The sequence below is a fragment of the Nocardia sp. NPDC058058 genome (assembly GCF_042885355.1).
GTDB lineage: Bacteria > Actinomycetota > Actinomycetes > Mycobacteriales > Mycobacteriaceae > Nocardia.
On the sequence record NZ_JBHVSA010000001.1, the window covers coordinates 1096953 to 1120399 of the forward strand.

The following is a 23447-nucleotide window of genomic DNA, read 5'->3' on the forward strand; positions in this document are numbered from 1 at the left end:
CGGCGCTCTAGGCTGTAATGACCGTCGCAGGCGGTCGCATCGGAGCGGCCCCGCGTGAAGGGGGAACATTGTGACCGCCACCTATCCACCGGGTCCCCGGTTGCCGAGGATCGTCCAGACGACGCTCTATGGGAAGTGGCGCGGTGCGCTATTGCGGTCGGCGGCACGCACATACGGGGATACCTTCACGCTGAAGCTGGTTCCGCCGTACTCCGAGCAGGTGGTGGTGTTCTCCCGGCCCGAACATATTCGGGAGATCTTCGCGGCCGATCCGGCGGATCTGCATGCGGGCGAGGGCAATCGGCTGCTGGTGCACATCATGGGCGAGCATTCGCTGCTGCTCACCGATGAGGCCGAGCATGCCCGCTCCCGGCGGCTGCTGATGCCCGCCTTCGCGGGATCCTCACTGCGCGGGTATCGCACCCTGGTGGAATCGATCGCCAAAACGCATATCGATCGGTGGTCGAACGGGACGACCGTGCCGACCCTGGACAGCATGAACGAGCTCACCCTCGATGTCATCATGCAGGTCGTCTTCGGCATGACCGATGAGCAGCGCCGGGGCGCGCTCGCACCGCGACTGCGCCGCATCGTGGATATCAACCCGATCATCTTCTTCGGCTGGAAATACCCGTGGCTGGACCGGCGCGGGCCGTGGAAGCGCTTCCGCGAGAATCAGAATGCGATCAACGAGCTGCTGTACAGCGAGATCGCCCAGCGCCGCGCACATCCCGATCTGGCACAGCGCGCCGATGTGCTGTCCCGGCTGCTCGCGGTCGGGTCCGGGGAAAACCCTTCGGATACACCGCTTTCCGATGCCGAACTGCGCGATCAGCTGATTACCCTGCTACTGGCCGGGCATGAGACCACCGCGTCGGCGCTGTCCTGGGCCTGTCATGAGCTCGCGATGCGTCCCGAGGTGCAGGAGGCCGCCCGGCGGGCCGCGCACGACGGCGATGACAAGTATCTGGAAGCCGTGCTCAAGGAAGCCATGCGCCTGCGCACCATTATCGCGGGCACCGGCCGCCGGCTCACCCGCGATATGACCATCGGCGGGCAGGACCTGCCCGAGGGCACGGTGGTATCCACCTCGATTCTGCTGGCGCACAGCCGCACCGAGAACTTCCCGGACGCCGCCGTCTTCCGGCCCGATCGGTTCCTGGACGGTTCGGTCGTCCCCAATACCTGGCTGCCGTTCGGCGGCGGGGTGCGGCGCTGTATCGGCGCGGGCTTCTCCCTCATGGAGGGCACGGCCGTACTGCGCGAGATCCTCACCCGCTACCGGCTATCGCTGCCTGACGGCGTCACCGGCGAGCGGTCCCGGATTCGGAATATCACCCACGTTCCGGCACACGGTGCACCGGTGCGGGTCACCCTGCTCTGAGCTGGCGCGGGAATTCCGAATCCGCCCTGGTGAATTCGGAGCAGTCGGGACATTCGGCGATGACCGGGTGACTGCATTCGGTCAGGTGCGTGAGAAAGCGTTCGGTGGCCTGAAGTAGCGCGACCTGCCGCTGGATATCGGCGCGCTTGCTGTTGATCAGGTCCAGTCTGTCATCACACGCACCCACACCGAGTTGCCGGATCTGGCTCAGCGACAGCCCGGTGCGCTGGAGCAGGCGGATGAGCCGGGCCACGTCCAGGGTATTGGGGTCATAGCTGCGGTGCCCGGAGGGACTGCGCGGTGGATACAGCAGACCCACCGACTCCCAGTGCCGCAGCACATGCGCCTCGATCCCGAGTGCGGCCGCGGCATCACCGATCCGCATGTCCTGCGCGGTAGTCACAATTCGCCTCTTTACTTCATGTCGACGTGAAGTTTTAGCCTGTCGGCACTCCCGGCGACCGACCAGGTTTCCGGGCACCGAACAGAGAGTGCAACCCATGTCGGATCCCGTGCCTTCCCCCAGTTTCGCCCAATGCTGCGCCGCGGCAACCGGTCTGCTGCGCGGTATGGTGCGCCCGCGCCCGGTCGACGAGCGTTTCCTGCGCTCGATCACCGATGCGGGTCTGCCCACCCCGAGCCGCACGGTCAAGGTCACCGCACTGGCCCAGGCGCCGCGCCCGGTGCCAACGGCCATGGTGGTGGAGGGTTTGTTCCGGCCGCGCCGGATCGCCAACTCGCTGACCACGTTCGTGGTTCAGCATCCGGACGCGACCTTCCTGGTCGATCCCAGCGTCTGTCTGGACGCCGAACACCGGGCCATCGCACAGCTGCCCGCGGCGCTGCGCGGTGTGGTGCGCCCGCCCGCCGAGACCTTGGCGACGGTGACCGCACTGGGTTTGGAACCCGAGCTGCCCGCACCGGATTTCGCATTGCCGACGCACGCGCATTGGGATCACGTGTGTGGTCTGCTGGATCTGCCCGGGCTGCCGGTCCAGCTGCATCGTCCCGAATACGAGTGGATCGGTGCGGGGCCGGTGGCTCCGGTGGGTGGTGTTCGCGATTCGCTGCTGGACCGTCCGGTCATCCAATTCGAGCTGGACGGTCCGCCGGTGCTCACCTTCACCCGCAGCCATGACTTCTTCGGTGACGGCAGCATCGTGCTGGTCGATCTACCCGGCCACACCCCCGGCAGCATCGGAATACTCGCCTTCACCGAGCGCGGCTGGATCCTGCTGGCGGGCGACGCGGCCTGGCATGAACTGCAAGTTCGGCACATCCGCCAAAAGTCGTCGTTCCCAGGCAATTTCGTCGATACAGACCGCGATCTGGCCTTCAAGACGCTGCATCGGCTACACCTGGCCCGCAAGTTCGCCACCGTGATCCCGACCCACGACCACGACGCCACCCGGACCCTGGCCACCGCGTCGGATTCGGCTACTGCGGGGCGGTGACCGGATGAATCTGTAGGTGACAGGTGTCGATCTGCGCGGCGACGGTCACCGTATCGGTGGTATTCGGTGCGGTGACCCGCAGATCGGTATAGGAGGCGCACCCCTTGCCGTCATTGTCGAATGCGACGCCCTCGACGACCGCCTGCGCACCGTGACCGGCATCGAGGAGCACGGTCGGCTCGCTGTCATCGCCGGCGGGGAGCCCGCCCATATATCCGCGCGGCGTGCGTTCGGCGTGCAGGAGCGGCCCGCCCGCACCGGTATCGACCCCGGGATATCCGGTCAGCGTGCACGCCCGACCATCCCGGGCCACCGAAAAGTTCAGGCGCACACCGCGATGCCCCATACCGGGTGACATGACGGTCGCGTCCACCACGACCTGTCCATTGCCGCACGGCGCGGGCGCGGCGGACGTCGTCGGAGCGGAGGTCGTCAGGGCGGAGGTCGGCGGCACCGATATCGCGGAGCCGGTACTCGGCGGAGTCGACACCCGCGCGGCGACGCCGGTATCACTCGGCGGCGGGGCGGACGACGTCCCCGAATCGGTCGAGTTGCTCGCGCATCCGGCCAGTCCGAGCACCGTGCAACAGACGGCCACGCTCGCGTATCGTGCTGTCCTCGTAGCCATTCCACTCCCCTGTCGTGTAGCGGTCGATAGTCATATTGTCGCGTGCCGTGCACCCGCTGTTGCGGGCGCGAATCGGACACCGCCAGTACGGTGAGGAAATGGAGATCACCGTGCGTCAGGCCCAGCGTTCGGATATTCCCGCTCTTGCCCGGGTACTCGGGATCGCGTTCGCCGATGATCCGATCTTCTCCTGGTTGATCCCCGATGCGGCGTCCCGGACCCGGCGCGCCGCCATTATGTTCGCCGCCCTGGCCCGATACGACCGCATCGACCACGGCGGTGTCGAGGTCGCGATCGACGATGCCGGAACCATGATCGGCGCCGCCATCTGGGAGCCGCCGGGCTACTCCGAGGGCCGCAACAGCCTGCGCGCCCTCCCCGGTTTCCTGCGGGCCTTCCGAACACGGCTCGGCGTCGCGGGGCGCATGGCCGAGAAGATGGCCGCGGTGCATCCGCACGATCCGCCGCACTGGTACCTCGCCGCCATCGGCACGCTGCCCACCGGGCGCGGTATGGGATATGGCAAGGCACTACTCGCATCGCGATTGGATCGCTGTGATGCCGAGGGACTTCCGGCGTATCTGGAATCGAGCAAGGCGTCGAACGTTCCCTACTACGAGCGCTTCGGCTTCGACGCGACCGGTGAGATCGATGCCACCGAGGGCGGTCCGCTGCTGTGGCCGATGTGGCGCGAGCCCCGGACCTGACACACCGTCCGCTCAACCGTTCGGCGATGAAACCGGGCGTTACGATCTGCGACATCGGCCGATCCGGCCACCACGAAGGAGTTGGTCATGAGTCTCATCGGCGGAGTGCTCGGCTGGTTGTTGACGGCATTCATCGTGCTGATGCTCGCGCGCATGGTGCTGGATTGGATCGCGGTCGCGGGCAGCCCGCCCGATTGGGCATACAAGGCACGCGCCTTCACCCATAAGTGGACCGAACCGGTGATCGCTCCCGTACGCAAGGTGCTGCCGCCGCTGCGCGCGGGCGGTCTGGCGATCGATCTCGCGTTCACGATCGTATTCATTCTCGCGCTGGTGCTGCGTTCGGTGGCGTTCAGCCTGTAGGTGCGCCCGGAAACGGTGCGCTTCCGGGCGCACCGTTTCAGCGAGCCGCCCGCCCGGCGCGCAACAGCGCCGCCGCGAAACACCCCAGTGCCGCCGTATTCACCAGTGCGCGAGCGATATTCCAGGACACCCACGGGCCCTCGAACTTCGCCCGCATCGCGGCCGGATCGGCGATGGTCGCGGGATCACCCGCCGCGGCCAGCTGATCATTGAGCGGCACATTCGCCCCCGCGGTGATCGCGAACATCACGACGTAGCAGGCGAAAGCGGCCAGCGTCCAATACCGCACGGCCGGATCGCCGGTGCGCCAATTGGTCACCACCGCGGCGAATCCCACCGCGAGCCCGCCCATGAACAGCGTCATGAACAGCGGATTCAGAATCGCCGCGTTGATGTTCTGCATGACCTCGATGAACGCCGCGTCGCCGCTGCGCTTCAGGCCCGGCATCACCGCGTAGGAGAACGCCGCGAACAGGCCCGCCATCAGACCGGTGACGATCGCGGACGTGACCAGGCTGATCGTGCGAATGGATCTCATCGCGGCGACTCGTCCCACACCCCGGTGGCCGAGGCGGCGCGGGCGAAATCACCGAAATCACGTGCGCCCCAACCGAGTGCCTGCCGCACGCCGTCGTCGATGCGGGCATTGCGGCCGTCCAGCACCGTGGTGAACAGGTAGAGCAGGAACTCGACCAGTTCCCCGGGCAGGCCGTCGGCGATCAGCGCGGCGCGGTACTCCTCCGGCGTGACTTCCAGGTATTCGATGGGACGTCCGGTCACGGCGGAGATCTCGGCCACCGCTTCGGCGAAGGTGAGCAGGCGCGGTCCCGTCACCTCGTAGATCTTCCCGCCGTGCCCGTCCTCGGTGAGCGCGGCGACCGCCACGTCGGCGATATCCTCGATATCGATGAACGGTTCGGGGACCGCGCCGACCGGCAGGATCAGCTGCCCGTCCCGAATCGCCTGTGCGAATTGACCTTCGGTGAAGTTCTGCGCGAAGAAGCTGGAGCGCACCACCGTCAATTCCGGACCGGTCTCGGCGAGCAGTTTCTCGGCCAGCTGCGCCTCCTCCTCACCTCGGCCGGAGAGCAGCACCAGCCGACGCACGCCGGCCGCGGCCGCCATCTCACCGAACGCCCGCACCGCCTGCGGGGCGCCGGGCACCGCGAGGTCGGGTTGGAAGCTCACGTACGCGGCTCCCACATCCAGCAGCGCGGGCGCCCAGCTCGCGGGATTCTCCCAGTCGAAAGTCGGTGTCGCGGTGCGCGATCCGATGCGGATCGGCACGCCGAGCGATTCCAGTCGCTGGGCCACCCGGCTGCCGGTCTTCCCGGTGCCGCCGAGCACCAGCACGGTCGACTTGTCATTCACGGCAATCCCTCTTCTCATTCGGTCAGCTGCCACTGTCGAGAATCGGCGCGATGATCGACGGGAACAACGACCCATCCGGGAACGGTTGTATTGCTCCACTCAACGATCGAATTGGAGGGTCCGTGGAACGGTATGAGATCGAGGCGTTCCTCGCGGTAGCCGAGGAATTGCACTTCGGGCGGGCGGCCGAGCGCCTGCGGGTCTCCACCGGCCGTATCAGTCAGACCGTCAAGGGCCTCGAACGCCGTTTCGGCGCAGTGCTTTTCGAACGCACCAGCCGTCGGGTGGCGCTCACTCCGATCGGCCGCACGCTCTACGACGACCTCAAACCCGGGTTGCGTCAGGTACAGCAGGCGCTGGACCGGGCGACCAACTCCGGCCGCGGCACCGACGGCATCATCGATGTCGGCTTCGTCGGCGCCGCCGCCGGACAGCTGATTCTGGAGACCACCAAGGTCTTTCGCGCCGAACACCCCGGGGCCGAGGTGCGCTTCCGCGAGGTTCAGATCACCGACGGACTGGAGAGCTGGCGCAGCGAGACCTACGACATGGTGCTGATCAGCAGACCCATCGACGAACCCGATCTGGTGACCGGACCCACCCTGATCAGCGAACAACGCATGCTCGCACTGCCGCGCACGCATCGCCTGGCCACCGGGACCGAACTCTCGCTGGAGGATCTGGCCGAGGTGACGCTGCTGCGCATGCCCGGCACCGTGCCCGACTCCGTTCTGGACGATCGCACCCCCGCTCGCACGCCCGGCGGGCGGCCGATCGCGCACGGGCCCGTGGTGCACACCTTCCAGGAAGTGCTGGCGCGAATCGGCGCGGGCGAAGGCGGATTCGTCGTCGGGGCGCAGGTGACCCGGTTCTATCTCCGGCCGGACGTCGTCTATCTGCCGCTGCGGGACGCACCACCCATCGAATGGGGCTTCGTCTGGCGCGCCTCGCGGGAAACCGCACGCGTACGCGCTTTCAACGATGCCGCCCTGCGGGTGAGCAAGGATCGCGAACGCTGACTGTTCGCTGCCGTGCCGGGAGAGCGGTCCGGCCCGGCGAACTCGCCGGGCCGGGTGCCGAAATGCTTTATGCCCGAATGCAATAGCCCGTCAGGGCTTGCGGGCCAGCCCGCAGACGACCATGTCTTCCCAATCGCTCAGCTGGTGCTCGCCCTTACCGGGTTCCGGACGCCACTGGGCGCACGGGACGATGCCCGGTTCGAGAATGTCGAGATCGCCGTAGAAGGCTCGGATCTCGTCATCTTTGCGCCAGCGGCCACGGCCGAAGGCCTCCAGGATCTTGCGTTCGGTGGCCTGGGCTTCGCGGGTACCACCGGTGCGGAAGTGCGAGATGTAGACCTGGCTGTGCGGTGGCACCTGATCGATCCAGAACTTCACGACACCCGACGGATCTTCCTCGTCCTCCAGGAAGCTCAGCGTCGCCGCGAAGATCACACCGACCGGCTGGCCGAAATCGATCAATCGCTCGACCGCAGGATGTTCGCGAATCCAGGCGGCCTTGCTCACATCACCCTCGACCACATCGATGCCCTCGTCGACGGCGAGCAGTGCGCGGCCATGGGCGACCACGAACGGATCGTTGTCCACGTAGACGACACGGGCATCGGGCTGCAGCCGACGCGCGACCTCATGGACATTCTCGGTCGAGGGCAAACCGCAACCCATATCGATGAATTGGCGAATGCCGTCGGTGGCCATGCTGTGTACAGCGCGGAGGACGGCCTCGCGGTTCGTGATCGCGAGTTGTTCGGAACCGGCGAGATCACTCATGAAGTAGTCGCCGACGCTCTTGTCCACGCCGTAGTTGTCTCGTCCACCGAGTACGTAGCTGTACACACGCGCCACACTCGGCCGGGATTGCCGTGCTCGCATGGCGTTGATATTCAAGTGACACCCCTTTACCTTCCGTGCCCCGGCGGTCTCCGACACACGGTAGTCCTGACGGCCAGAACCGTTGATTGAAGATCATTCCAGATAGGGTCCGCGCCCGAGCGCTCTTTTCCTCCCTGACGATACCGCCGCGACGCCCCTGAAATCACCGGCATTGCTGCACGTTCCGATGTCATTTCACTTGTCGCGAACGGCAGTGCGTGCATCGATCCGTGACGAACCGGTCGGTCAGTCGCCAACCGTGCTGTTCTCGGCCACTGGACGGCGAGTCGCGATCATTGCGTCCAATTGCTGTTCTGCGCGTTCGGCGCGGGCCAAGATCTGTTGGCGCGCATCATCGAGCGCGGCGATGCGCGCGGCCGACTCCTGGCGGGCACGGTCCAGTGTCGTCGCGGCCTCGGTGCGCAGATTCGATATATCGTCGGCGGCGCGCTGCCGGGTCGCGGCGGCCTCGGCACGGACGCGCTCCAGCTCCGCCCGCACCCGGGTCAGCTCATCGCGGGTTTCCGCGACAACCTGATTGCGTTCGGCCGCAGCCTGTTCCGCGCGTTCGATGGCGCGGTCGGCATCGGCGGCGCGCTGTACGGCCAGATCCCGTTCGGCGGCCGCCGCGGTGATCTTCTGTCCGCTGTCCCGCCGCACCTGCTCCACCTCGGCCGCGGACTTGGATCGGGCCAGCTCGATTTCCTCGCTCGCCTGCTGGCGCGCCCGCTCCACATCCTCGGCGGCCTCGCGGCGAACCGTACGGACCTCCTGCTCGGCTTCGGTGCGTGCGGCGAATACGTCATCGGCCGCCTGCTTGGTGATTCGCTCCACCTCGCGCAGCGCGTCATCGCGGGAACTCATCGCCTCGGCGATGCGGGCCTCGGCCTGCTCGGCGGACACCGCGGCATCCTCGGCCGCCGATTCCGCTGCCGCCCTGGACTCTTCGGCGTCCCGCCGTGCCTGCTCGGCGGCCGCGGCGGCCATCTCGGCTTCGGCGATCCGGCGTGCCGCATCCGCCTGCACGGCCTGGACCTGCGCTTCGGCTATGGAAGGGTCTGCCAGCGTGGACAATTCAGCGACCGCGCCGGACAGCGTATTGCCCAGTTGATCGGCCAACGCGCGGAACTGAATCAACAACTCGTCGGCCCGCATTCGAGCCACCGTCACCGGGCCCTGTTGTGTCACAGTGACGTTCGCGGCCGGTGCCTCGGCCTCCTCCTGTAACCGTCGCTGCCGTTCCCGCCAGGCCCGCCAGCGCGTGTGGTCCGGGTGCCCACAGTATTCCGATGGCCGCCCCGGCCCCCCGCCCTTGGTGATCGGCCGACTGCATCCCGGGTAGTTACACACGCTCGACATGGCAAAAGCGTAGCGTTGGTTCCGTCATTTCCAACGCAACAACACGAAACGAATCCTTTTGCGCCCCAATCAGAACCCAGCCGGCCTGACCACCGATAAGTGAACGTTATCGGGTGCCAGGCTCCGCGATTCCGTCAATCGACCTGCGAATTTAATTCGTTTAGTTTGGTCGCCGCAAACGCAACGTAACCCCAACAGAACCCATGAAAAACTGGGCACCCTTCGAACATTCGAATGCATCAGGCGGGCGAGACGAGCAGATCCACGCGATAGTCGGCGGAGGGGATCTGCCGGTTGGTGTGGCGGCCGGGCCGGACGGATTGGAGTTGGATGCGATAGCCGTTGGTGGTGGCGCTACTGGCTTGGGGGTTGGGGTGTAGGGAGTAGCTGGTTTCGGCGGAGTCGATCCTCGCCGTCACAGTGACGGTGATATCGCCGGCCCAGGCGCAGGTGACATCTTCGGGGCAGCGGCTGTCACCGGAGACATTGGTGAGGGTGACCGCGAGGCGACCGGTGTCGAGCTGGGCGGTGTCACCGATGGCCAGGGTGAAGGGGGTGCCGGACGTGGCGGTCACGGTGGTCGGCGGGGCGGTGCTCGGGTCGTCCGCACCGCAGCCCGCGACGGCGAACAGGGCGGTCGCCGCCAGTCCCCAGCGGGCAAAACGCAAGGCTCTCATGGCAATCCATCTTGGCAGCGCGTCAGGCCAGGCACCACGAGGTTATGAAGACGATGAACGCGGTGGCGACCAGGACCACGGCCAGGGCCTTGGCCAGCCAGGGCCGCCAGGTGTGCAGGGCTTCCACCGCGATATAGAGCCAGCCGACGACGATGATCGGGATGACGGCGGGGATGACCACCGCCACCAGGGGCCCGATAATCCAGCCCGCGATGCGGAATCTGCCCCAGGTGATGCCGAGTATCAAGGGAATGACGATGGCCCCGGAGAGGCCGCCGATCAGTTTGTGCAGCGGGCCGTCACCCATCCAGGGGAGGCCGACGCCGGGGATATCGAACAGGTCCAGGGTGCCGAGGATGCCGAGCAACAGGATCAGGATCAAGGTGCCCCACAGGGCGAAGAAGTAATGCCACCGCTGGAGCCGGGTCCAGTTGACCTGGCGGCCTTCGTGCATGGTGGCGAGGGTGACGGCGGACCACACCAGCCACCGGCGGATCAGGCCGGTGCCGGTCTTGGCCATGGCGTCGCGGAAGATGCGGTCGGCCTCGTCGCGGTGGATTTCCCGTTCGGCGATATAGCTGGCGGGTTCGTCCTTGGCCAGGACGAGACCGTCGTGCAGGATCGCGGCGGGCAGGTGCGCACCGGTTTTGGGCACCAACCAGGTCAGGAAGGGCGGGACCGACGTCAGATCGGTGGTCCAGTGCTCGAGGTCGGCGGGAACCTGGATGATGCCCACGCCGCCGGGGGCGTCATCGACGTAGCCGATGCGACGCAGGAGGCGGAATTCCTCACGGCCACTGGCACTGTCGTAGAGCCGCGCCAGTTCGATGGTGAGGTCGGGGGTGGGCGCTTCGGGAGCGGGAGGGGCGGAAGGTCCCGGCGGCGGCGGTGGCGGCGGGGCGGGTTCGGAGTTGATCACCACGGCATCGGGGGAAATCGCGTCGGCGGCGACTTCGGCCGGGGCTTTGCCCGCGTCGTAGAAGGATCCGCCGTTCTGCTCAACGCTGAGCTTCATACCCTCAGGATGACAGGAACATGCAGTACAGACGGTGTACAGCGGGGTGACGATTTGGCATATCAACCAAAAGACTTCGTACATATGCACATTGACTGTTAGTGACCGATCGGTTGCAATCATGGGGTGAGCTACGACACGATCATCAAGAGCGGCCGCTGGTTCGACGGCACCGGCGCGCCCTCCGCCATCCGCCATCTCGGACTTCGCGGTGATCGCGTCGTCGCGGTCTCGGCGCAACCGCTCGACGAATCCGGCTGCGACAACGTCATCGACGCCACCGGCAAATGGGTGACGCCCGGCATGGTCGACATCCACACGCACTACGACGTCGAAGTACTGAAGGCCCCGGCGCTCACCGAATCGGTGCGGCACGGGATCACGACCATCCTGCTGGGGTCGTGTTCGCTGTCCACCGTGCACGTCCAGCCCACCGATGCCGGTGACCTGTTCGGCCGGGTCGAGGCGATCCCGCGCCAGCACGTGATCGAGGCCGTCACCGGGCAGCGGTGGAGCTCGGCGCGCGAGTATGTCGAAGCGTTGGAAGCACTCCCCCTCGGGCCGAATATCGCGGCGATGCTGGGACATTCCGATGTGCGCACCGCCCTGCTGGGACTGGACCGGGCCACCCGCAAAGAGGTGCGACCCACCGCCGCGGAGCAATCGGCCATGGAACAGGCCCTGCACGAGGCCCTCGACGCGGGCTTCGTCGGGATGTCGGCGCAGCAATTGCTGTTCGACAAGCTCGACGGCGATGTCTGCCGCTCCCGCACCCTGCCCTCGACCTACGCCCGAGCCAAGGAACGACGTCGGCTCAATGCGATTCTGCGGCAACGTGATCGAATCCTGCAGGCGGGCCCGGACATCACCTCGCCGCGCAGTATCGCGGCCATGACCTTCAGCAGTGCGGGCCTGTTCCGCCGCAAGCTCAAGACCACCCTGCTCTCGGCGGCGGACCTCAAGGCCAACCCTTTCCTGGTGTACGTCATGGGACCGCTGGCGCGGCTGGTCAATGCCCTCGGCGGCGATTTCCGCTGGCAGCACCTGCCGGTTCCGTTCGAGGTGTACGCCGACGGCATCGATCTGGTCATCTTCGAGGAATTCGGATCCGGCGCCGCCGCACTGCATCTCGCCGATCAGGTGCAGCGCAATGCGCTGCTCCAGGACGAGACCTACCGTCGACGGTTCCGCAAAGAGTACGACGCGAAATTCGGCATGCGCGTCTGGCATCGCGATTTCTTCGACGCCGAAATCGTCGACTGCCCGGACGACACCGTCATCGGCAAGACCTTCGGTCAGGTCGGGATCAGCCGCGGCGGACTGCATCCGGTCGACGCGTTCCTGGATCTGGTGGTCGAACACGGCACCAAACTGCGCTGGCGCACCACCATCTCCAATCACCGACCCGAATTCCTGGACAAACTCAGCGCGAATCCCGGTGTGCAGCTCGGCTTCTCCGATGCGGGCGCGCATCTGCGCAATATGGCCTTCTACAATTTCGGCCTGCGCTTCCTGCGCCGGGTGCATCGCGCCGAACAGGCCGGACGTCCGTTCCTGACGCTGGAGCACGCGGTGCATCGCATGACCGGTGAACTCGCCGACTGGTACGGCATCGACGCCGGACGCCTGCGCGAGGGCGATCGCGCGGATCTGGTCATCATCGATCCGGCGCACCTGGATGAGTCCCTCGACACATACGCCGAACAGGTTGTGCCCGAGTATGACAACCTTTCTCGCATGGTGAATCGCAATGACGCCGCGGTATCGGCCGTCTTCATCGGCGGCGAATTCGTCTTCGGCGACGGTGTGTCCGCACCCGTGCTCGGCACCCGGCGCACCGGCCGCTTCCTGCGGGCGGGAGGCCGATGACGGCGGTCACCGGTCGCCGTACCCAGGCCGAACGCAGTGCCGCCACCCGGGCGGCACTGGTCGAGGCCACCATCGAGACGATCGCCGAAATCGGCTACCACGGTGCCTCGCTCGGTGAGATCAGCCGTCGCGCGGGCATTTCCAAGGGCGCGATCTTCCGGCATTTCGATTCCCGCACCGAACTCGTGGTGGCGGCCGCCGATGAGGTGAGCCACCGGCATATCCGCGCGGTGCAGGATCTGCGGCGTAGCGAGGCCGGTGATCAGCCGATCGATCTGGCCGACATGATGCTTCGGGTGCGCGGCCAGATTCGCGATAAGACCAATACGGTCTGGTTCGAACTGCTGGTCGCCGCCCGCACGGAAGCGGAGTTGCGCGAACGCCTCGAACCCGTCGCCCGCGCACTGCTCGACGCGGTGGAGGAACTGGCGGTGGCCGCCCTCACCCCGATGGTCTCCCCCGAGACCGCGAAACTGCTGGCGACCTCGCTGATCCACATGTTCGACGGCGAGGCGATCTTCCGATCCACCTATCCGCGTCCGGAATTGGAGGATTCGCGAATCGAGCGCCTGGTCGAGGTCTTCCCGCGGGTGCGCACCGATTCCGAACCGGGGTGAGCGGAACCCATACCCTGGATGCCATGCCGGACCAGCATCTGAGCCTCGACTACACGGGCTATCCGAGCATTGTCATCCCGCTCGACTCCGCGACCGGGCTGATGCCGCATTCCCATCCGCAGCATCAGCTCACTTGGGTGCCGGACGGCGTGCTCACCATGGAAACCCGGGATGCGCGCTGGGTGGTGCAGCGGGCGCGGGCGCTCTGGATTCCCGGCGGCACACCGCATTCGGTGATGCCGAGTTCCTCGTGCGAGATGCTGTCACTGTATTTCGAAGCCGAGGAGTGCCCGCTGGAGTGGGCGCAGCCGACGGTGGTCGACGCGACCGGATTGATCGGCCCGCTGCTGCGGTACCTGACGGATCTGCCGAACGAGCAGACCGATCGGCGGGCGCGCGGCAATGCGGTGCTGTGGGATCTGATGATCCCGATGGCGGTGACGATGATGCCGGTCGTACTGCCGACCGATCCGGGTGCGCGGCGGGTCGCCCTCGCGCTCAAGGAGAATCCGGCCGATACTCGCGGACTTGATGCCTGGGCCCGGGAGCTCGCGGTGTCCACCCGTACGCTCTCGCGACGCTTCCGGGCCGAGACCGGCACCAGTTTCGAACGCTGGCGGGCGCTCGAGCGATTGAACTCGGCGCTGCCGTTACTGGCTGCGGGACAGCCGATTTCGCGGGTGGCACGGACCGTCGGATACACCACCGCGAGCTCATTCATCACCGCGTTCCGCCGCGAGATCGGCACCACCCCGGCCGTATTCTTCGGCGGGAGCGGCACCGATCTCGGTCAGGTTAGCGGCGGGTAGCGCGCAGCTTTCCCGCGGCGAAGGCCGCCGCGGCCACGAGGGTCGCCGCCAGGCCGAACACCGTACCCAGCGTGAACAGCGCGTTCAATCCTTCGATCGATGCCGTATGCGCGGTCTCGGTCAATAGCGGTGTGACCGAGGCGAATTCCGGCGGTACCGCGCCCGCCAGGTCGGTGCCCGCCCCGGCGGCGACGCCGTCGAGGAATTGGGTGCGCAATTCCGGCGTCACAGTGACATTGTGCGCGGCAAGGAGATCCAGGCCCCGTCCCGCTTCCGCACGCGCGCTATGGCTGAAAATCGCGCCGAGTCCCGCCACGCCCACCGCCATCCCGACCTGCCGCAGCGTGCCGAAGGTCGCGCTGGCCATACCCGCGTTCGCATCCGAGGCGAAGGTCAGCGCGGCCGCCTGATTCACCGTGGTGATCGCGCCGAGCCCGATGCCGCCGATGATCATGCCCGGCACGAAATGCGTCCAGGCGTCGGTGCTTTCGACATTGCCGAGCAGCCACATGCCGAGTACGACCAGCCCCATGGTGAGCGGTAGCGATACCGCGGTCGGCACCCGTTTGGCCAGCACCGCGCCCAGTGGTGCGGCGACCAGCGCGGCAATGCTCACCGGCACCAGCCGCACACCCATCTGAAGCGGCGTGAATCCCATGGTGTTGATCAGGAAGATGGCCAGATAGTTGGAGGCCGCCATGAGCGTGGCCATATGCGCGACGGCGATGATCGCGATTCCGGCGAATCCCGGCTTGCGCAGCATCGACACGTCGAAAAGCGCATGGGGAGTGCGGAATTGCCATGCCATGAACAGCGTCAGCAGCAGCACCGAGGCGATACCGAGCGATACGATCGTTCCCGAGGTCCAGCCCAGTGCGTTACCGCGGGTCAGGCCGAGCACGCCGGCCAGCAGTCCACCCGAGAGCAGCACCGATCCGAGCCAATCTGTTCGGCGATCGAGATGCCTTGCGGTCTCGGGCATCCGCAGCAACGCCAGCACGAAGATCAGCACGCCGATTGGCACATTGATGGTGAAGATGGACCGCCACCCGAATGCGGTGACCAATGCGCCGCCGAGCACCGGACCGGCCACGGTCGCCCCCGCCATCACCGCGCCGTAGACGCCGATCGCCTTGGCCCGGGCATGCGCCTGCGGATACGCGACCGCGAGCAACGGCAGCGCCGTCGCGAAAAGCATTGCCGCGCCTACGCCTTGAACGGCACGCAGCACGTTGAGTTGCAGAATGGAGCCCGCGAGCACCAGCGCCAGCGAGGACACGGTGAAAACCGCCATGCCACCGAGAAATACGCGTTTGCGCCCGAACCTGTCTCCGGCCGAGCCGAGCGTGAGCAGCAGTCCGGCCAGGGGCAGCGCATAGGCGTCGATCACCCATTGCAACCCGTCGATGGAGGCGTCGAAATCGCCGCGAATATCCGCCAGCGCGGCGGACACCACGGTGGCGTCGAGCATCAGCATGAAGATGGCGGTGCACACCATGAACAGCACCAGCCCCGGACGGGTGGCAGGGCCGACCGTTCGTCTCGATGGCTCGAGCCCCGCACCGGCGGTCGTCGTAGTCATTTGCAAACCTCTGATCTGATCGGGCGCGCGGCGAATTCCGCTGCCGCGTCCCTGACGATTCGGTGGACGCACCCCGCCGGCCAGGGTGCGCCACCAACGCTAATCAGGCGCCGACCTGTCGGAAAGACAGAATCGAGACAGGCAATTGCGCGTATCGGACACGACGTGTGACCCGTGTCCGGGGAACCGCCTACGCCGCACCGACCTCGGGCGGGATAGATTGCCCTGGAGCTTGCGGTAAACCAGCAGTCACCCATCGACCCTTCAGGGACGGAGTCCGGACGTGTCCGACGCAGCACCGATCAGCTGGGACCACCTCAAATCGCGGCAGCCCACCGACGCCGACCGCGCCGCGCTGCAAACCGAACTCGTGGCGCGCGCCCGCACCGTGCGCGAGAACGGCTGGGCCGACCACCGCACCGAATGGTCGCCGAGCGAAATCGCCGGTGTCGCCTACCTACTCCAGGATGCCGAGGTCCTCGAGGAACTCGGTGAGCAGGAAGGTTCGGTGCTGACGGTGTTCGCGGGAAATCTGTACGGGTTCAACGGAGCTCGCAAGGATATCGAGGCTGGATTGGTCGGCACGCAGGCCTGGTTCGACGCCGCCCGTACCGCACTGGGTTCCTGAACCGCTCCCCTGCTGGGCGCGGCGCAGGATCCACTGCGCCATTGCGGCATTCGCCCGCAGCACCCGGAGCGGGGGCGGTGTTCAGGGGTGGTGCGGCACCGCTTCCGAGATCCGGGCGACCAACTGCCAGGGCCGGGAGGTGTCCGCGGTGGCCTTACCGCTGGTGAGGATTGCACCCGACAGCCCGCGAGCCGGGTCGGACCAGCCGTACTGGGTGGTCAAACCGCTTCGGCCGAAATGGGATTCGGTGTGGCGGCCGAATTTGGAGCGGCGTGCGCCCAGTTCGTATCCGGCCACCGATACTCGGCCCGCCGCACCCGGAATCCAGCGTGCGGGCTGGACGGCCTGATTCACGGTTTCGGGGCGCATGATCCGAACCCCGTCCAATTCGCCGCCGCGCGTAAGGATTTCGTAGAACCGGGAGAGCTCGTACGCGGTGGTGACCAGGTTGCCCGAGGGGAGTTCGGCGGTGAGGAAGGCTCGAGTATCGGCCTCGGGATTGGGGCCGGACAGGCCGCCGCCGAGGGCCCTGCCCGCCAGGTGCCGCCAGATGCGGGACGGGCCGGGGCCGACCTTGACGCTCGGGACGACCTCGTCCACATCGGCGGGGTCGACGCCGAAGTTGTTCCAGCGGAAGCCCAATGGGTCCAGCACCTGCTCGCGCAGATGGTCGCGCATAGGTTTGCCGGTGGCGCGGCGCACCAGCAGGCGCTGGATCAGGCCGCTGGTGAGGGCGTGGTAGACGCGGAATCGGCCGGGTCGCCAGCTGGGCACCAGATCGGCGAGACCCTGCACCGCCAGGTCCTCGTCCAGCACCATTGCGGTGCCGGAGTGCGGTGCGGTGATGAACGGGACGCCCGCCGAGTGCGAGAGCACGTCGGCGATGGTGATGCGCTCCTTGCCGTGCGCCGCGAACTCCGGAATGTATTGGCTGACCGGATCATTCAGCGCGAATGCCTGCTGCTCGATCAGCATGAACATGAGGGCGGCGGACACGCCCTTGGCGGTGGAGAACCCGCAGAACGGCATATCGGGGGTGATCAGTCGTTTGGGTGTCTCGGCGGTGTCGGCGGGTCCGTTGCCCCAGCCGTGGCCGATGGCCCGGTTCAACAGGATTCCGCCGTCGCGGCGCAGGCAGACCTGGATGGCGGGGGTGGTGCCCATGCGATACCAGTCCCGCACCGACTCCCAGATCGCCTCGACCGCGCGCGGGTCCACCCCGAGCGCGGCGGCATCGTCCTCCGGTCCGGTGGTGGTCACCGTTTCGAGTTCGGGGTCGATCGGCACCATCGCTATCGCACCTGTGCTCATTCGACCAGAATAGTGAGCACACTTCGGTAGTTGCTGAGACGCGTCTGGCCGGAGTGTGGCAGTGCTAGTCGGAACTGCTGCTCGAACTGCTGGAACCCGAATCGCTCGAACTGGAACCGGAATCGCTCGAACTGCTACTGCCACTGTCGTAGCTGGAACCGCCGCTGTCGTGGCTCGAGCCATGACCGCTGTGATCGTGGGACCAGCTGTGGCCGTGATGGCTCTGGTCCCCATGGTGGTGACCGTGCTGCTGGTGCCCGTAATTGTCCGAGCCTCCCCAGTCCGGACCACCGGGCTGCCACTGCTGATTGTTCGAACTGTCATCGAAGAACGCATGGGTCCAGTGCTGATCGGCGTTATGCCCCGGCCGCTGACCCGGCATCGGCAACCGCCGCCGCGAGCTGCGGGTGACGAGCACGATGACGATCACCACGGGCACGACGGTCACGCACAGCACCGTCGGGATCAGCACGAGCAGAATCTCCATGCCCGGATTATCGACGCTCGCGCCCGTTTTCGTATCCCGAGCGCGCTGCGGCTCAGAACGACCAGATCAGCGGCACGATACCGAGCGCGACCACGAGGTACAGCGCCAGCACCGGCAGCCCGAACCGCCAGTAGTCGCCGAAGCGATAACCGCCCGGACCCATGATCATCAAATTGGCGGGGGTCGCGATCGGCGTCAGCACCGCCGCGGCGGCCGCGATCGCCACGCACATGAGCACCGGGCGCAGGGAGATTCCGGCATCGGCGGCGGCGGACACCGCCACCGGAACGATGACCAGCGCGGTAGCGGTATTGCTGATGAATTGCCCGAGCAGTGCGGTGATCACGAACAATCCGAGCAGCAGCAGCGTGCCATTGCCGCCCGCCGCGGACACGACCGTATGCGCGACCTGATCGGCCGCACCGGACTCCTGCATGGCGATCGAGAGCGGGAACATACCGCCGATGAGAACGACCGTGGTCCAGGAGATGCTGCGGTACGCGCCACCGGGATCGAGCACCCGGAACACCACCATGGCGCACGCCGCGAGCAGCACCGCGACCGCCGCCGGAACCAGGCCGGTCGCCATCAGCACCACCATCACCGCGACGACGCCCAAGGCCCGCCAGGCGCGCGGACCCGGTGGCACCAGTTGGCTGCGCAGCGCCTCGGGCGAGTCGGCGGTGAGCACATCGGCGCGGCGACCGGCCTTGCGCGCCAGCGCATCCCACGAACCGTGCAGCAGCAGGGTGTCACCCGCCGCCATTCGAATACTGCCCGATTCACTCCCCCGCCCGTCCCGGCGCACGCCCAGTACGACGACATCGCCCACATCGGAGGACATGCCCGGAAACACTCGCTGACCCACCAGCCGCGAGCGCGGGCTCACCACTACTTCGAGCAGGCCGGTATCGGCATTGAGCAGCAGCGGGATCAGCTGATCATCGTCCGGTGCGGCGCGACGCTCCAGATGTTGTTGCCGGGCAAAGCTATTCACCGCATCCGGCGCGCCGCGTACCACGAGCAGGTCACCGCGCTCGACCGGTTCCTGGCCGCGCGACTGTTCATCGGCGGTCAGCACGGTCACCGGGAACACCCCGGACGGCTTGTGCTCGACCAGGGAATCGGCGGGCAGACCGACCAGCGGCGAATCCCCGCGGACCCGCAAAAGCGCTGCGCCGCCGGTGAGTTGGTAGTCGTACACCAGGGTCCGCGCGTGCTCGCTCAAATCGGCGGGCAGGGTTTCGGGACTGCGCTCGGGTAGCAGTCGTTCGAGCAGCAGCGCCAGTGCGATGGTTCCCGCGATGAGGGGAATACCGGCGACCGCGAAGTCGAAGAACCCGAACTTCGGCACGCCCGCGTGTTCGGCGGCCTCGTTCACGAGCACATTCACCGGTGTTCCGGTCAGCACCAGCAGGGTTCCGGCGTGCGCGGCATAGGCCAGCGGAATCAGGAATTTGGACGGTTGCGCACCGAGTTTGATGGCCAGCGATACCGTCACCGGCAGCAGCGCGGCCACCGCGCCGTTCTGGGTCAGCAGGGCGGCCAGCGCGGCGGAGACCAGCATGGCCAGCACGAGCGCGCGGCGCCGCCGGCCGCCGGAGAGCGCGACGATCCGCCGCCCCGCCCAGCCGGTGAGGCCGCTGGCCTCGAGCGCGCCGCTGACCACGAACATGGCGGCGATGAACAGCACCACCGGATCCCCGAATCCGGCGAACACCTGATCGGAATCGATGAGCCCGAGCGCGTAGACCAGCAGCGCCGAACCCAGGGCCACGATCTCCACCGGGAGCCGGTTCCACAGGAACAGGGCGATCACCACGCCCAGCACGATGAGGCACTGTGTCGCCTGGCTCACGGCGTCATCCCTTCCGTCGGCAGGGAATCTCTCTCGGTGTCAGGCGATTTCGCCGATATTGCCGATGACGCGGCGCAGGTTGATGCGGCCGTCCTCGAGCTGGTAGGTCACGCAGGCGATCGCGCATTCACCGGCGGCGACCCGCTCGGAGATGATGATCGAGCGCTGCATCAGTACCCGTGCGGTTTCCACCACGTGCCGGGCTTCGAGATCGTCGACCTCTTCGAGTCCCTCGCGACGGCCGATGAGGATGGAGGGTGTCACGCGTTCGACGACGCTGCGAATGAATCCGCCTGGTACATCGCCGTTGTCGAGTGCGTCGATGGTGGCGCGCACCGCACCGCAGCTGTCATGTCCGAGCACCACGATGAGCGGGACGTTCAGTACCTGCACGCCGTATTCGATGGATCCGAGCACCGAGGAGTCGATGACGTGCCCGGCGGTGCGCACCACGAACATATCGCCGAGGCCCTGATCGAAAATGATCTCGGCCGCCACCCGGGAGTCGCCACAGCCGAACAGGATCGCGTGCGGTTGCTGTCCGGCGACGAGTTTGGCGCGGGCGCTGGCGCCCTGACTGGGATGCTGCAGCGTGCCTTTCACAAAGCGCTCATTGCCCTCGCGCAGCGACTTCCAGGCACCGATCGGATTGGAATGCGGCATGCGCCCCAATCTTCCACAGTCGCCCCGGGCCGATGGCCGCAATTCAGTTACGGTCTAGCAAATCAGCGCATCGCGGGTGCGGTCGCGCGGCTCGTCGAGACCGGGGTGCGTCGGGTTCGGCGCACGTCACCTCCGAAACGATCGAACTGGGCGCTACACTCTTGGCGCTATGGAACATATGTTCGAGTCGAATGCGGATGCGCGCGCGGGAGTTCGTCCCGACCGGGCCGCGATTCTGCATGCCGACCTGGACTCCTTCTACGCATCGGTGGAACAGCGCGATGATCCGCGCCTGCGCGGGAAGCCGGTGCTCGTGGGATCGGGGGTGGTGCTGGCGGCGAGCTATGAGGCCAAGGCATTCGGGGTTCGGACACCGATGAATTCACGGCAGGCGCTGCGCCTGTGCCCGCACGCGATCGTGGTGCCGCCGCGCATGTCGGCGTACGCGCAGGCGAGCAAGCGGGTGTTCGAGATCTTCCGGGACACCACGCCCGAAGTGGAGGGCATCTCGATCGACGAGGCGTTCCTGGATGTGAGCGGGCTGTGGCGGATCGCCGGGACGCCGGTGGAGATCGCGCGAGGTTTGCGCGAGCGGGTGCGGCAGGAGGTGGGGCTGCCGATCTCGGTGGGGGTGGCGCGCACCAAGTTCCTGGCCAAGGTGGCCAGTGCGGTATCCAAACCCGATGGGCTGCTGGAGGTTCCGCCGGATGGGGAGCTGGAATTCCTGCATCCGCTGCCGGTGGAGCGGCTCTGGGGTGTGGGTGAGGTGACCGCGCGGGAATTGCGCGAGCGCGGCATCACCAGGGTCGGGCAATTGGCCGAGATGGGCGAGGGACCGCTGGCGGGTGTGCTCGGATCGGCGGCGGGACGGCATCTGCACGCGCTGTCGTGGGCGCGCGATCCGCGGCGGGTCGAGACCGGTCGCAGGCGGCGGTCGATCGGCGCGCAGCGCGCGTTGGGCCGCCGTACCCGCACCGATGACGAGATCGAGGCGTACCTGATCGGGCTGGCCGATCGGCTCGGGCACCGGCTGCGCAAGGCTCGCCGGGTATGCCGAACCGTGGTGTTGCGCTTGCGATTCGATGATTTCGGCCGCGCCACCCGCTCGCACACGCTGGCCGAGGCCACCGATAGCGGCGAGGTCATCCTGCATGCCGCACGCACCCTGCTGACCGCGGCGCTGCCCATGATCCATGAGCGCGGGCTCACCCTGGTCGGCCTGGCGCTGACCAATCTCGACGATGCCGACACCATGCAGTTGTCGCTGCCGCTGGAGCATCGCGCGGAATCGACCCTGGATTCGACCCTGGACGAGCTTCGGAATCGGTTCGGCGCGGGCACCGTCACGCGTGCCGCGCTGCTGGGTCGCGGTGAGGGGCTTTCGGTTCCGATTCTGCCGGATTGAGCAACCGATGGTTGCGCGTTCGGTGATCGAGGGCTAGTGTCATACGCAACCAAACGTTGCACATGGAGGCCGGTATGACGAGTCTGGAATTCGGGAGCATTGAACGGGAGATCCACGTCGATGCCCCGCCCGAGGTGGTGTTCGAAGTGGTCAGCAGCCCGGAGCATATTTCGGAGTGGTGGACCGACGACGCCTCCTACGAGGTGAAGCAGGGCGCGGTCGGCGAATTCGTCTGGGGCGATCGAATCGATGTGCTGGCAATGACGGTGGTCACCGTGGAACCGCCGCGGCTGTTCGCTTTCCGGTGGTGCTATCCGGACAACGAGGTCGACGACGCGGTCAATTCGATGCTGGTGACCTTCGAACTGACGCCCTCCGGGTCCGGCACCACGATCCGCATGGTCGAAACCGGGTTCCGCGAAATGGGCTGGGAGGTGGCCAAGTTGGAGGCGCAGTACAACGATCACGTCGCCGGTTGGGACACCTTCATCCCGCGCCTGGGCGAATACATCGGGAAGTTGGTGTCCGCGCTATGACCACCGTGGTCGACGACGACCTGTGGTCGGCCATCGGCGATCCGACTCGCCGACGCATGCTCGACCTATTACTGGCCGACGGGGACGGTACGGCCACCAGCCTGAGCGAGCGACTACCCGTCACCCGCCAGGCCATCGCCAAACATCTCGGCGTGCTCGACCGCGTCGGCCTGGTGCACGGCACCCCCGCCGGGCGCGAGCGCCGATACCGCGTGGATGAGGCCCAATTGGCTCGTGCCGTAGCGCAATTGGCGCAGGTGGGATCCGAATGGGATGCCCGATTGCGCCGGATCAAACGGCTCGCCGAAGCGATTCAGCGCGCCAAGGAAAAGCACGACGCACAGCAGTGAACAAGCACAGAAGGAAGATCGAAAATGGTAGATATCCTGCACCAGGTCGGCATCAAATCGCCCAAGGCCGAGGTCTATTCGGCGCTGACCAGCGTCGAGGGCCTATCGGGCTGGTGGGCGAGCAATACCTCCGGCAAGGGCAATGACGTCGGCGGCGTGCTCCAATTCCGTTTCGGCCCGGGTGGAATCGATATGAAGGTCGTCGACCTCGTCGCCGACAAGCGGGTGCTCTGGGAGGTCGTGGACGGTCCCGAGGAGTGGATCGGCACCCATGTCGAGTTCGAGCTCGACCAGGCCGACGAATACGCCAATGTGCTGTTCCGGCATCTGGGTTGGAAGGAGCCCGTACCCTTCATGCACCACTGCAGCACCAAATGGGCGGTATTCCTGGTCAGCCTGAAGCAGCTGATCGAAACGGGTACGGGCGCACCGGATCCGCGCGATATCAAGATCGACAGCTGGAACTGATTCGACCGCTCCCC

26 protein-coding genes are annotated in these 23447 nt (G+C 66.6%); 13 read left to right on the forward strand and 13 right to left on the reverse strand.

Going from position 1 to position 23447, the window contains the following annotated elements:
- Positions 1-70 precede the first annotated feature (70 nt).
- Positions 71-1384: a cytochrome P450 gene (locus ACFVUS_RS05005; protein WP_387761849.1), complete on the forward strand. Its 1314-nt coding sequence runs from the start codon at positions 71-73 to the stop codon at positions 1382-1384.
- Here ACFVUS_RS05005 and ACFVUS_RS05010 read toward each other — a convergent pair.
- Positions 1371-1787, reverse strand: coding sequence for a MerR family transcriptional regulator (locus ACFVUS_RS05010; RefSeq protein ID WP_387761850.1), 417 nt, complete (start codon positions 1785-1787; stop codon positions 1371-1373). The genes ACFVUS_RS05005 and ACFVUS_RS05010 overlap by 14 nt on opposite strands.
- 97 nt (positions 1788-1884) lie before the next feature.
- Here ACFVUS_RS05010 and ACFVUS_RS05015 point away from each other — a divergent pair, with 97 nt between their 5' ends.
- Positions 1885-2838: an MBL fold metallo-hydrolase gene (locus tag ACFVUS_RS05015; protein WP_387761851.1), complete on the forward strand. Its 954-nt coding sequence runs from the start codon at positions 1885-1887 to the stop codon at positions 2836-2838.
- Here the strand turns inward: ACFVUS_RS05015 and ACFVUS_RS05020 are convergent.
- Positions 2822-3466, reverse strand: coding sequence for a DUF4232 domain-containing protein (locus ACFVUS_RS05020; RefSeq protein ID WP_387761852.1), 645 nt, complete (start codon positions 3464-3466; stop codon positions 2822-2824). The genes ACFVUS_RS05015 and ACFVUS_RS05020 overlap by 17 nt on opposite strands.
- A 98-nt stretch (positions 3467-3564) precedes the next feature.
- Between ACFVUS_RS05020 and ACFVUS_RS05025 the strand changes: the two genes are divergently transcribed.
- Together ACFVUS_RS05025 and ACFVUS_RS05030 are read left to right on the forward strand one after the other, a co-directional pair.
- Positions 3565-4173 (forward strand): GNAT family N-acetyltransferase, encoded by a 609-nt coding sequence (locus tag ACFVUS_RS05025; protein WP_387761853.1) that lies wholly within the window; start codon positions 3565-3567, stop codon positions 4171-4173.
- A gap of 87 nt (positions 4174-4260) precedes the next feature.
- Positions 4261-4536 (forward strand): YggT family protein, encoded by a 276-nt coding sequence (locus ACFVUS_RS05030; protein ID WP_387761854.1) that lies wholly within the window; start codon positions 4261-4263, stop codon positions 4534-4536.
- A gap of 37 nt (positions 4537-4573) precedes the next feature.
- Here ACFVUS_RS05030 and ACFVUS_RS05035 read toward each other — a convergent pair whose 3' ends face one another.
- Positions 4574-5074, reverse strand: coding sequence for a DUF1772 domain-containing protein (locus ACFVUS_RS05035; protein ID WP_387761855.1), 501 nt, complete (start codon positions 5072-5074; stop codon positions 4574-4576).
- Entirely contained in the window at positions 5071-5925 is an 855-nt protein-coding gene (locus ACFVUS_RS05040; RefSeq protein ID WP_387761856.1) for an NmrA family transcriptional regulator, read from the reverse strand. Before ACFVUS_RS05040 ends, ACFVUS_RS05035 begins: the two co-directional genes overlap by 4 nt.
- 104 nt (positions 5926-6029) lie before the next feature.
- On the opposite strand from ACFVUS_RS05040, the gene ACFVUS_RS05045 reads away from it, so the two are divergent.
- Entirely contained in the window at positions 6030-6926 is an 897-nt protein-coding gene (locus tag ACFVUS_RS05045) for a LysR family transcriptional regulator (protein ID WP_387761857.1), read from the forward strand.
- 90 nt (positions 6927-7016) lie between these two features.
- Here the strand turns inward: ACFVUS_RS05045 and ACFVUS_RS05050 are convergent, their stop codons facing one another.
- From ACFVUS_RS05050 to ACFVUS_RS05065, 4 genes are all read right to left on the reverse strand, one after another.
- Positions 7017-7799, reverse strand: a complete 783-nt coding sequence (locus ACFVUS_RS05050) for an SAM-dependent methyltransferase (RefSeq protein ID WP_387761859.1) — start codon at positions 7797-7799, stop codon at positions 7017-7019.
- A gap of 246 nt (positions 7800-8045) precedes the next feature.
- A complete protein-coding gene (locus ACFVUS_RS05055; RefSeq protein WP_387761860.1) occupies positions 8046-8954 on the reverse strand; it encodes a hypothetical protein in 909 nt (302 codons plus the stop codon).
- A gap of 443 nt (positions 8955-9397) precedes the next feature.
- Entirely contained in the window at positions 9398-9835 is a 438-nt protein-coding gene (locus tag ACFVUS_RS05060; RefSeq protein ID WP_387761862.1) for a hypothetical protein, read from the reverse strand.
- Positions 9836-9857: 22 nt separating this feature from the next.
- Positions 9858-10850, reverse strand: coding sequence for a DUF1353 domain-containing protein (locus ACFVUS_RS05065; protein WP_387761864.1), 993 nt, complete (start codon positions 10848-10850; stop codon positions 9858-9860).
- A 126-nt stretch (positions 10851-10976) separates the two neighbouring features.
- On the opposite strand from ACFVUS_RS05065, the gene ACFVUS_RS05070 reads away from it, so the two are divergent.
- Genes ACFVUS_RS05070 through ACFVUS_RS05080 form a run of 3 tightly spaced genes read left to right on the forward strand, consistent with a single transcriptional unit; the run spans position 10977 to position 14145 of the window.
- Positions 10977-12719: an amidohydrolase family protein gene (locus ACFVUS_RS05070; protein WP_387761865.1), complete on the forward strand. Its 1743-nt coding sequence runs from the start codon at positions 10977-10979 to the stop codon at positions 12717-12719.
- Positions 12716-13336: a TetR/AcrR family transcriptional regulator gene (locus tag ACFVUS_RS05075; RefSeq protein WP_387761866.1), complete on the forward strand. Its 621-nt coding sequence runs from the start codon at positions 12716-12718 to the stop codon at positions 13334-13336. The genes ACFVUS_RS05070 and ACFVUS_RS05075 overlap by 4 nt, the downstream gene beginning before the upstream one ends.
- A 23-nt stretch (positions 13337-13359) precedes the next feature.
- Positions 13360-14145: a helix-turn-helix domain-containing protein gene (locus ACFVUS_RS05080; RefSeq protein ID WP_387761868.1), complete on the forward strand. Its 786-nt coding sequence runs from the start codon at positions 13360-13362 to the stop codon at positions 14143-14145.
- Here the strand turns inward: ACFVUS_RS05080 and ACFVUS_RS05085 are convergent.
- Positions 14132-15727 carry an MFS transporter gene (locus tag ACFVUS_RS05085; RefSeq protein ID WP_387761869.1) on the reverse strand — a complete coding sequence of 532 codons (1596 nt, stop codon included), beginning with the start codon at positions 15725-15727 and terminating at the stop codon, positions 14132-14134. The two genes, ACFVUS_RS05080 and ACFVUS_RS05085, sit on opposite strands and share 14 nt — an antisense overlap.
- A 283-nt stretch (positions 15728-16010) precedes the next feature.
- Here ACFVUS_RS05085 and ACFVUS_RS05090 point away from each other — a divergent pair, with 283 nt between their 5' ends.
- Positions 16011-16355 carry a hypothetical protein gene (locus tag ACFVUS_RS05090; RefSeq protein WP_387761870.1) on the forward strand — a complete coding sequence of 115 codons (345 nt, stop codon included), beginning with the start codon at positions 16011-16013 and terminating at the stop codon, positions 16353-16355.
- 81 nt (positions 16356-16436) lie between these two features.
- On the opposite strand, the gene ACFVUS_RS05095 is transcribed toward ACFVUS_RS05090, so the two are convergent.
- The 4 genes from ACFVUS_RS05095 to ACFVUS_RS05110 all read right to left on the reverse strand — a co-directional run bounded on the left by ACFVUS_RS05095 (position 16437) and on the right by ACFVUS_RS05110 (position 20674).
- Positions 16437-17666 carry a serine hydrolase gene (locus tag ACFVUS_RS05095; protein ID WP_387761871.1) on the reverse strand — a complete coding sequence of 410 codons (1230 nt, stop codon included), beginning with the start codon at positions 17664-17666 and terminating at the stop codon, positions 16437-16439.
- A gap of 64 nt (positions 17667-17730) precedes the next feature.
- Complete coding sequence (locus ACFVUS_RS05100; protein WP_387761872.1) at positions 17731-18153, reverse strand: hypothetical protein; 423 nt, start codon at positions 18151-18153, stop codon at positions 17731-17733.
- Positions 18154-18205: 52 nt separating this feature from the next.
- Entirely contained in the window at positions 18206-20011 is a 1806-nt protein-coding gene (locus tag ACFVUS_RS05105; protein ID WP_387761873.1) for an SLC13 family permease, read from the reverse strand.
- Between the two features lie 39 nt (positions 20012-20050).
- Entirely contained in the window at positions 20051-20674 is a 624-nt protein-coding gene (locus tag ACFVUS_RS05110; protein ID WP_387761874.1) for a carbonic anhydrase, read from the reverse strand.
- 178 nt (positions 20675-20852) lie between these two features.
- On the opposite strand from ACFVUS_RS05110, the gene dinB reads away from it, so the two are divergent.
- The 4 genes from dinB (at position 20853) to ACFVUS_RS05130 (ending at position 23433) form a co-directional block, all read left to right on the forward strand.
- Positions 20853-22079 (forward strand): DNA polymerase IV, encoded by a 1227-nt coding sequence (dinB, locus tag ACFVUS_RS05115; RefSeq protein ID WP_387765406.1) that lies wholly within the window; start codon positions 20853-20855, stop codon positions 22077-22079.
- A 74-nt stretch (positions 22080-22153) separates the two neighbouring features.
- The gene (locus ACFVUS_RS05120) at positions 22154-22615 is read left to right on the forward strand and encodes an SRPBCC family protein (RefSeq protein WP_387761875.1); all 462 of its coding nucleotides are present in this window, start codon (positions 22154-22156) and stop codon (positions 22613-22615) included.
- A complete protein-coding gene (locus ACFVUS_RS05125) occupies positions 22612-22965 on the forward strand; it encodes an ArsR/SmtB family transcription factor (RefSeq protein WP_375952189.1) in 354 nt (117 codons plus the stop codon). The genes ACFVUS_RS05120 and ACFVUS_RS05125 overlap by 4 nt, the downstream gene beginning before the upstream one ends.
- A 24-nt stretch (positions 22966-22989) precedes the next feature.
- The gene (locus ACFVUS_RS05130; protein WP_387761876.1) at positions 22990-23433 is read left to right on the forward strand and encodes an SRPBCC domain-containing protein; all 444 of its coding nucleotides are present in this window, start codon (positions 22990-22992) and stop codon (positions 23431-23433) included.
- The last annotated feature ends 14 nt before the right edge of the window (positions 23434-23447 follow it).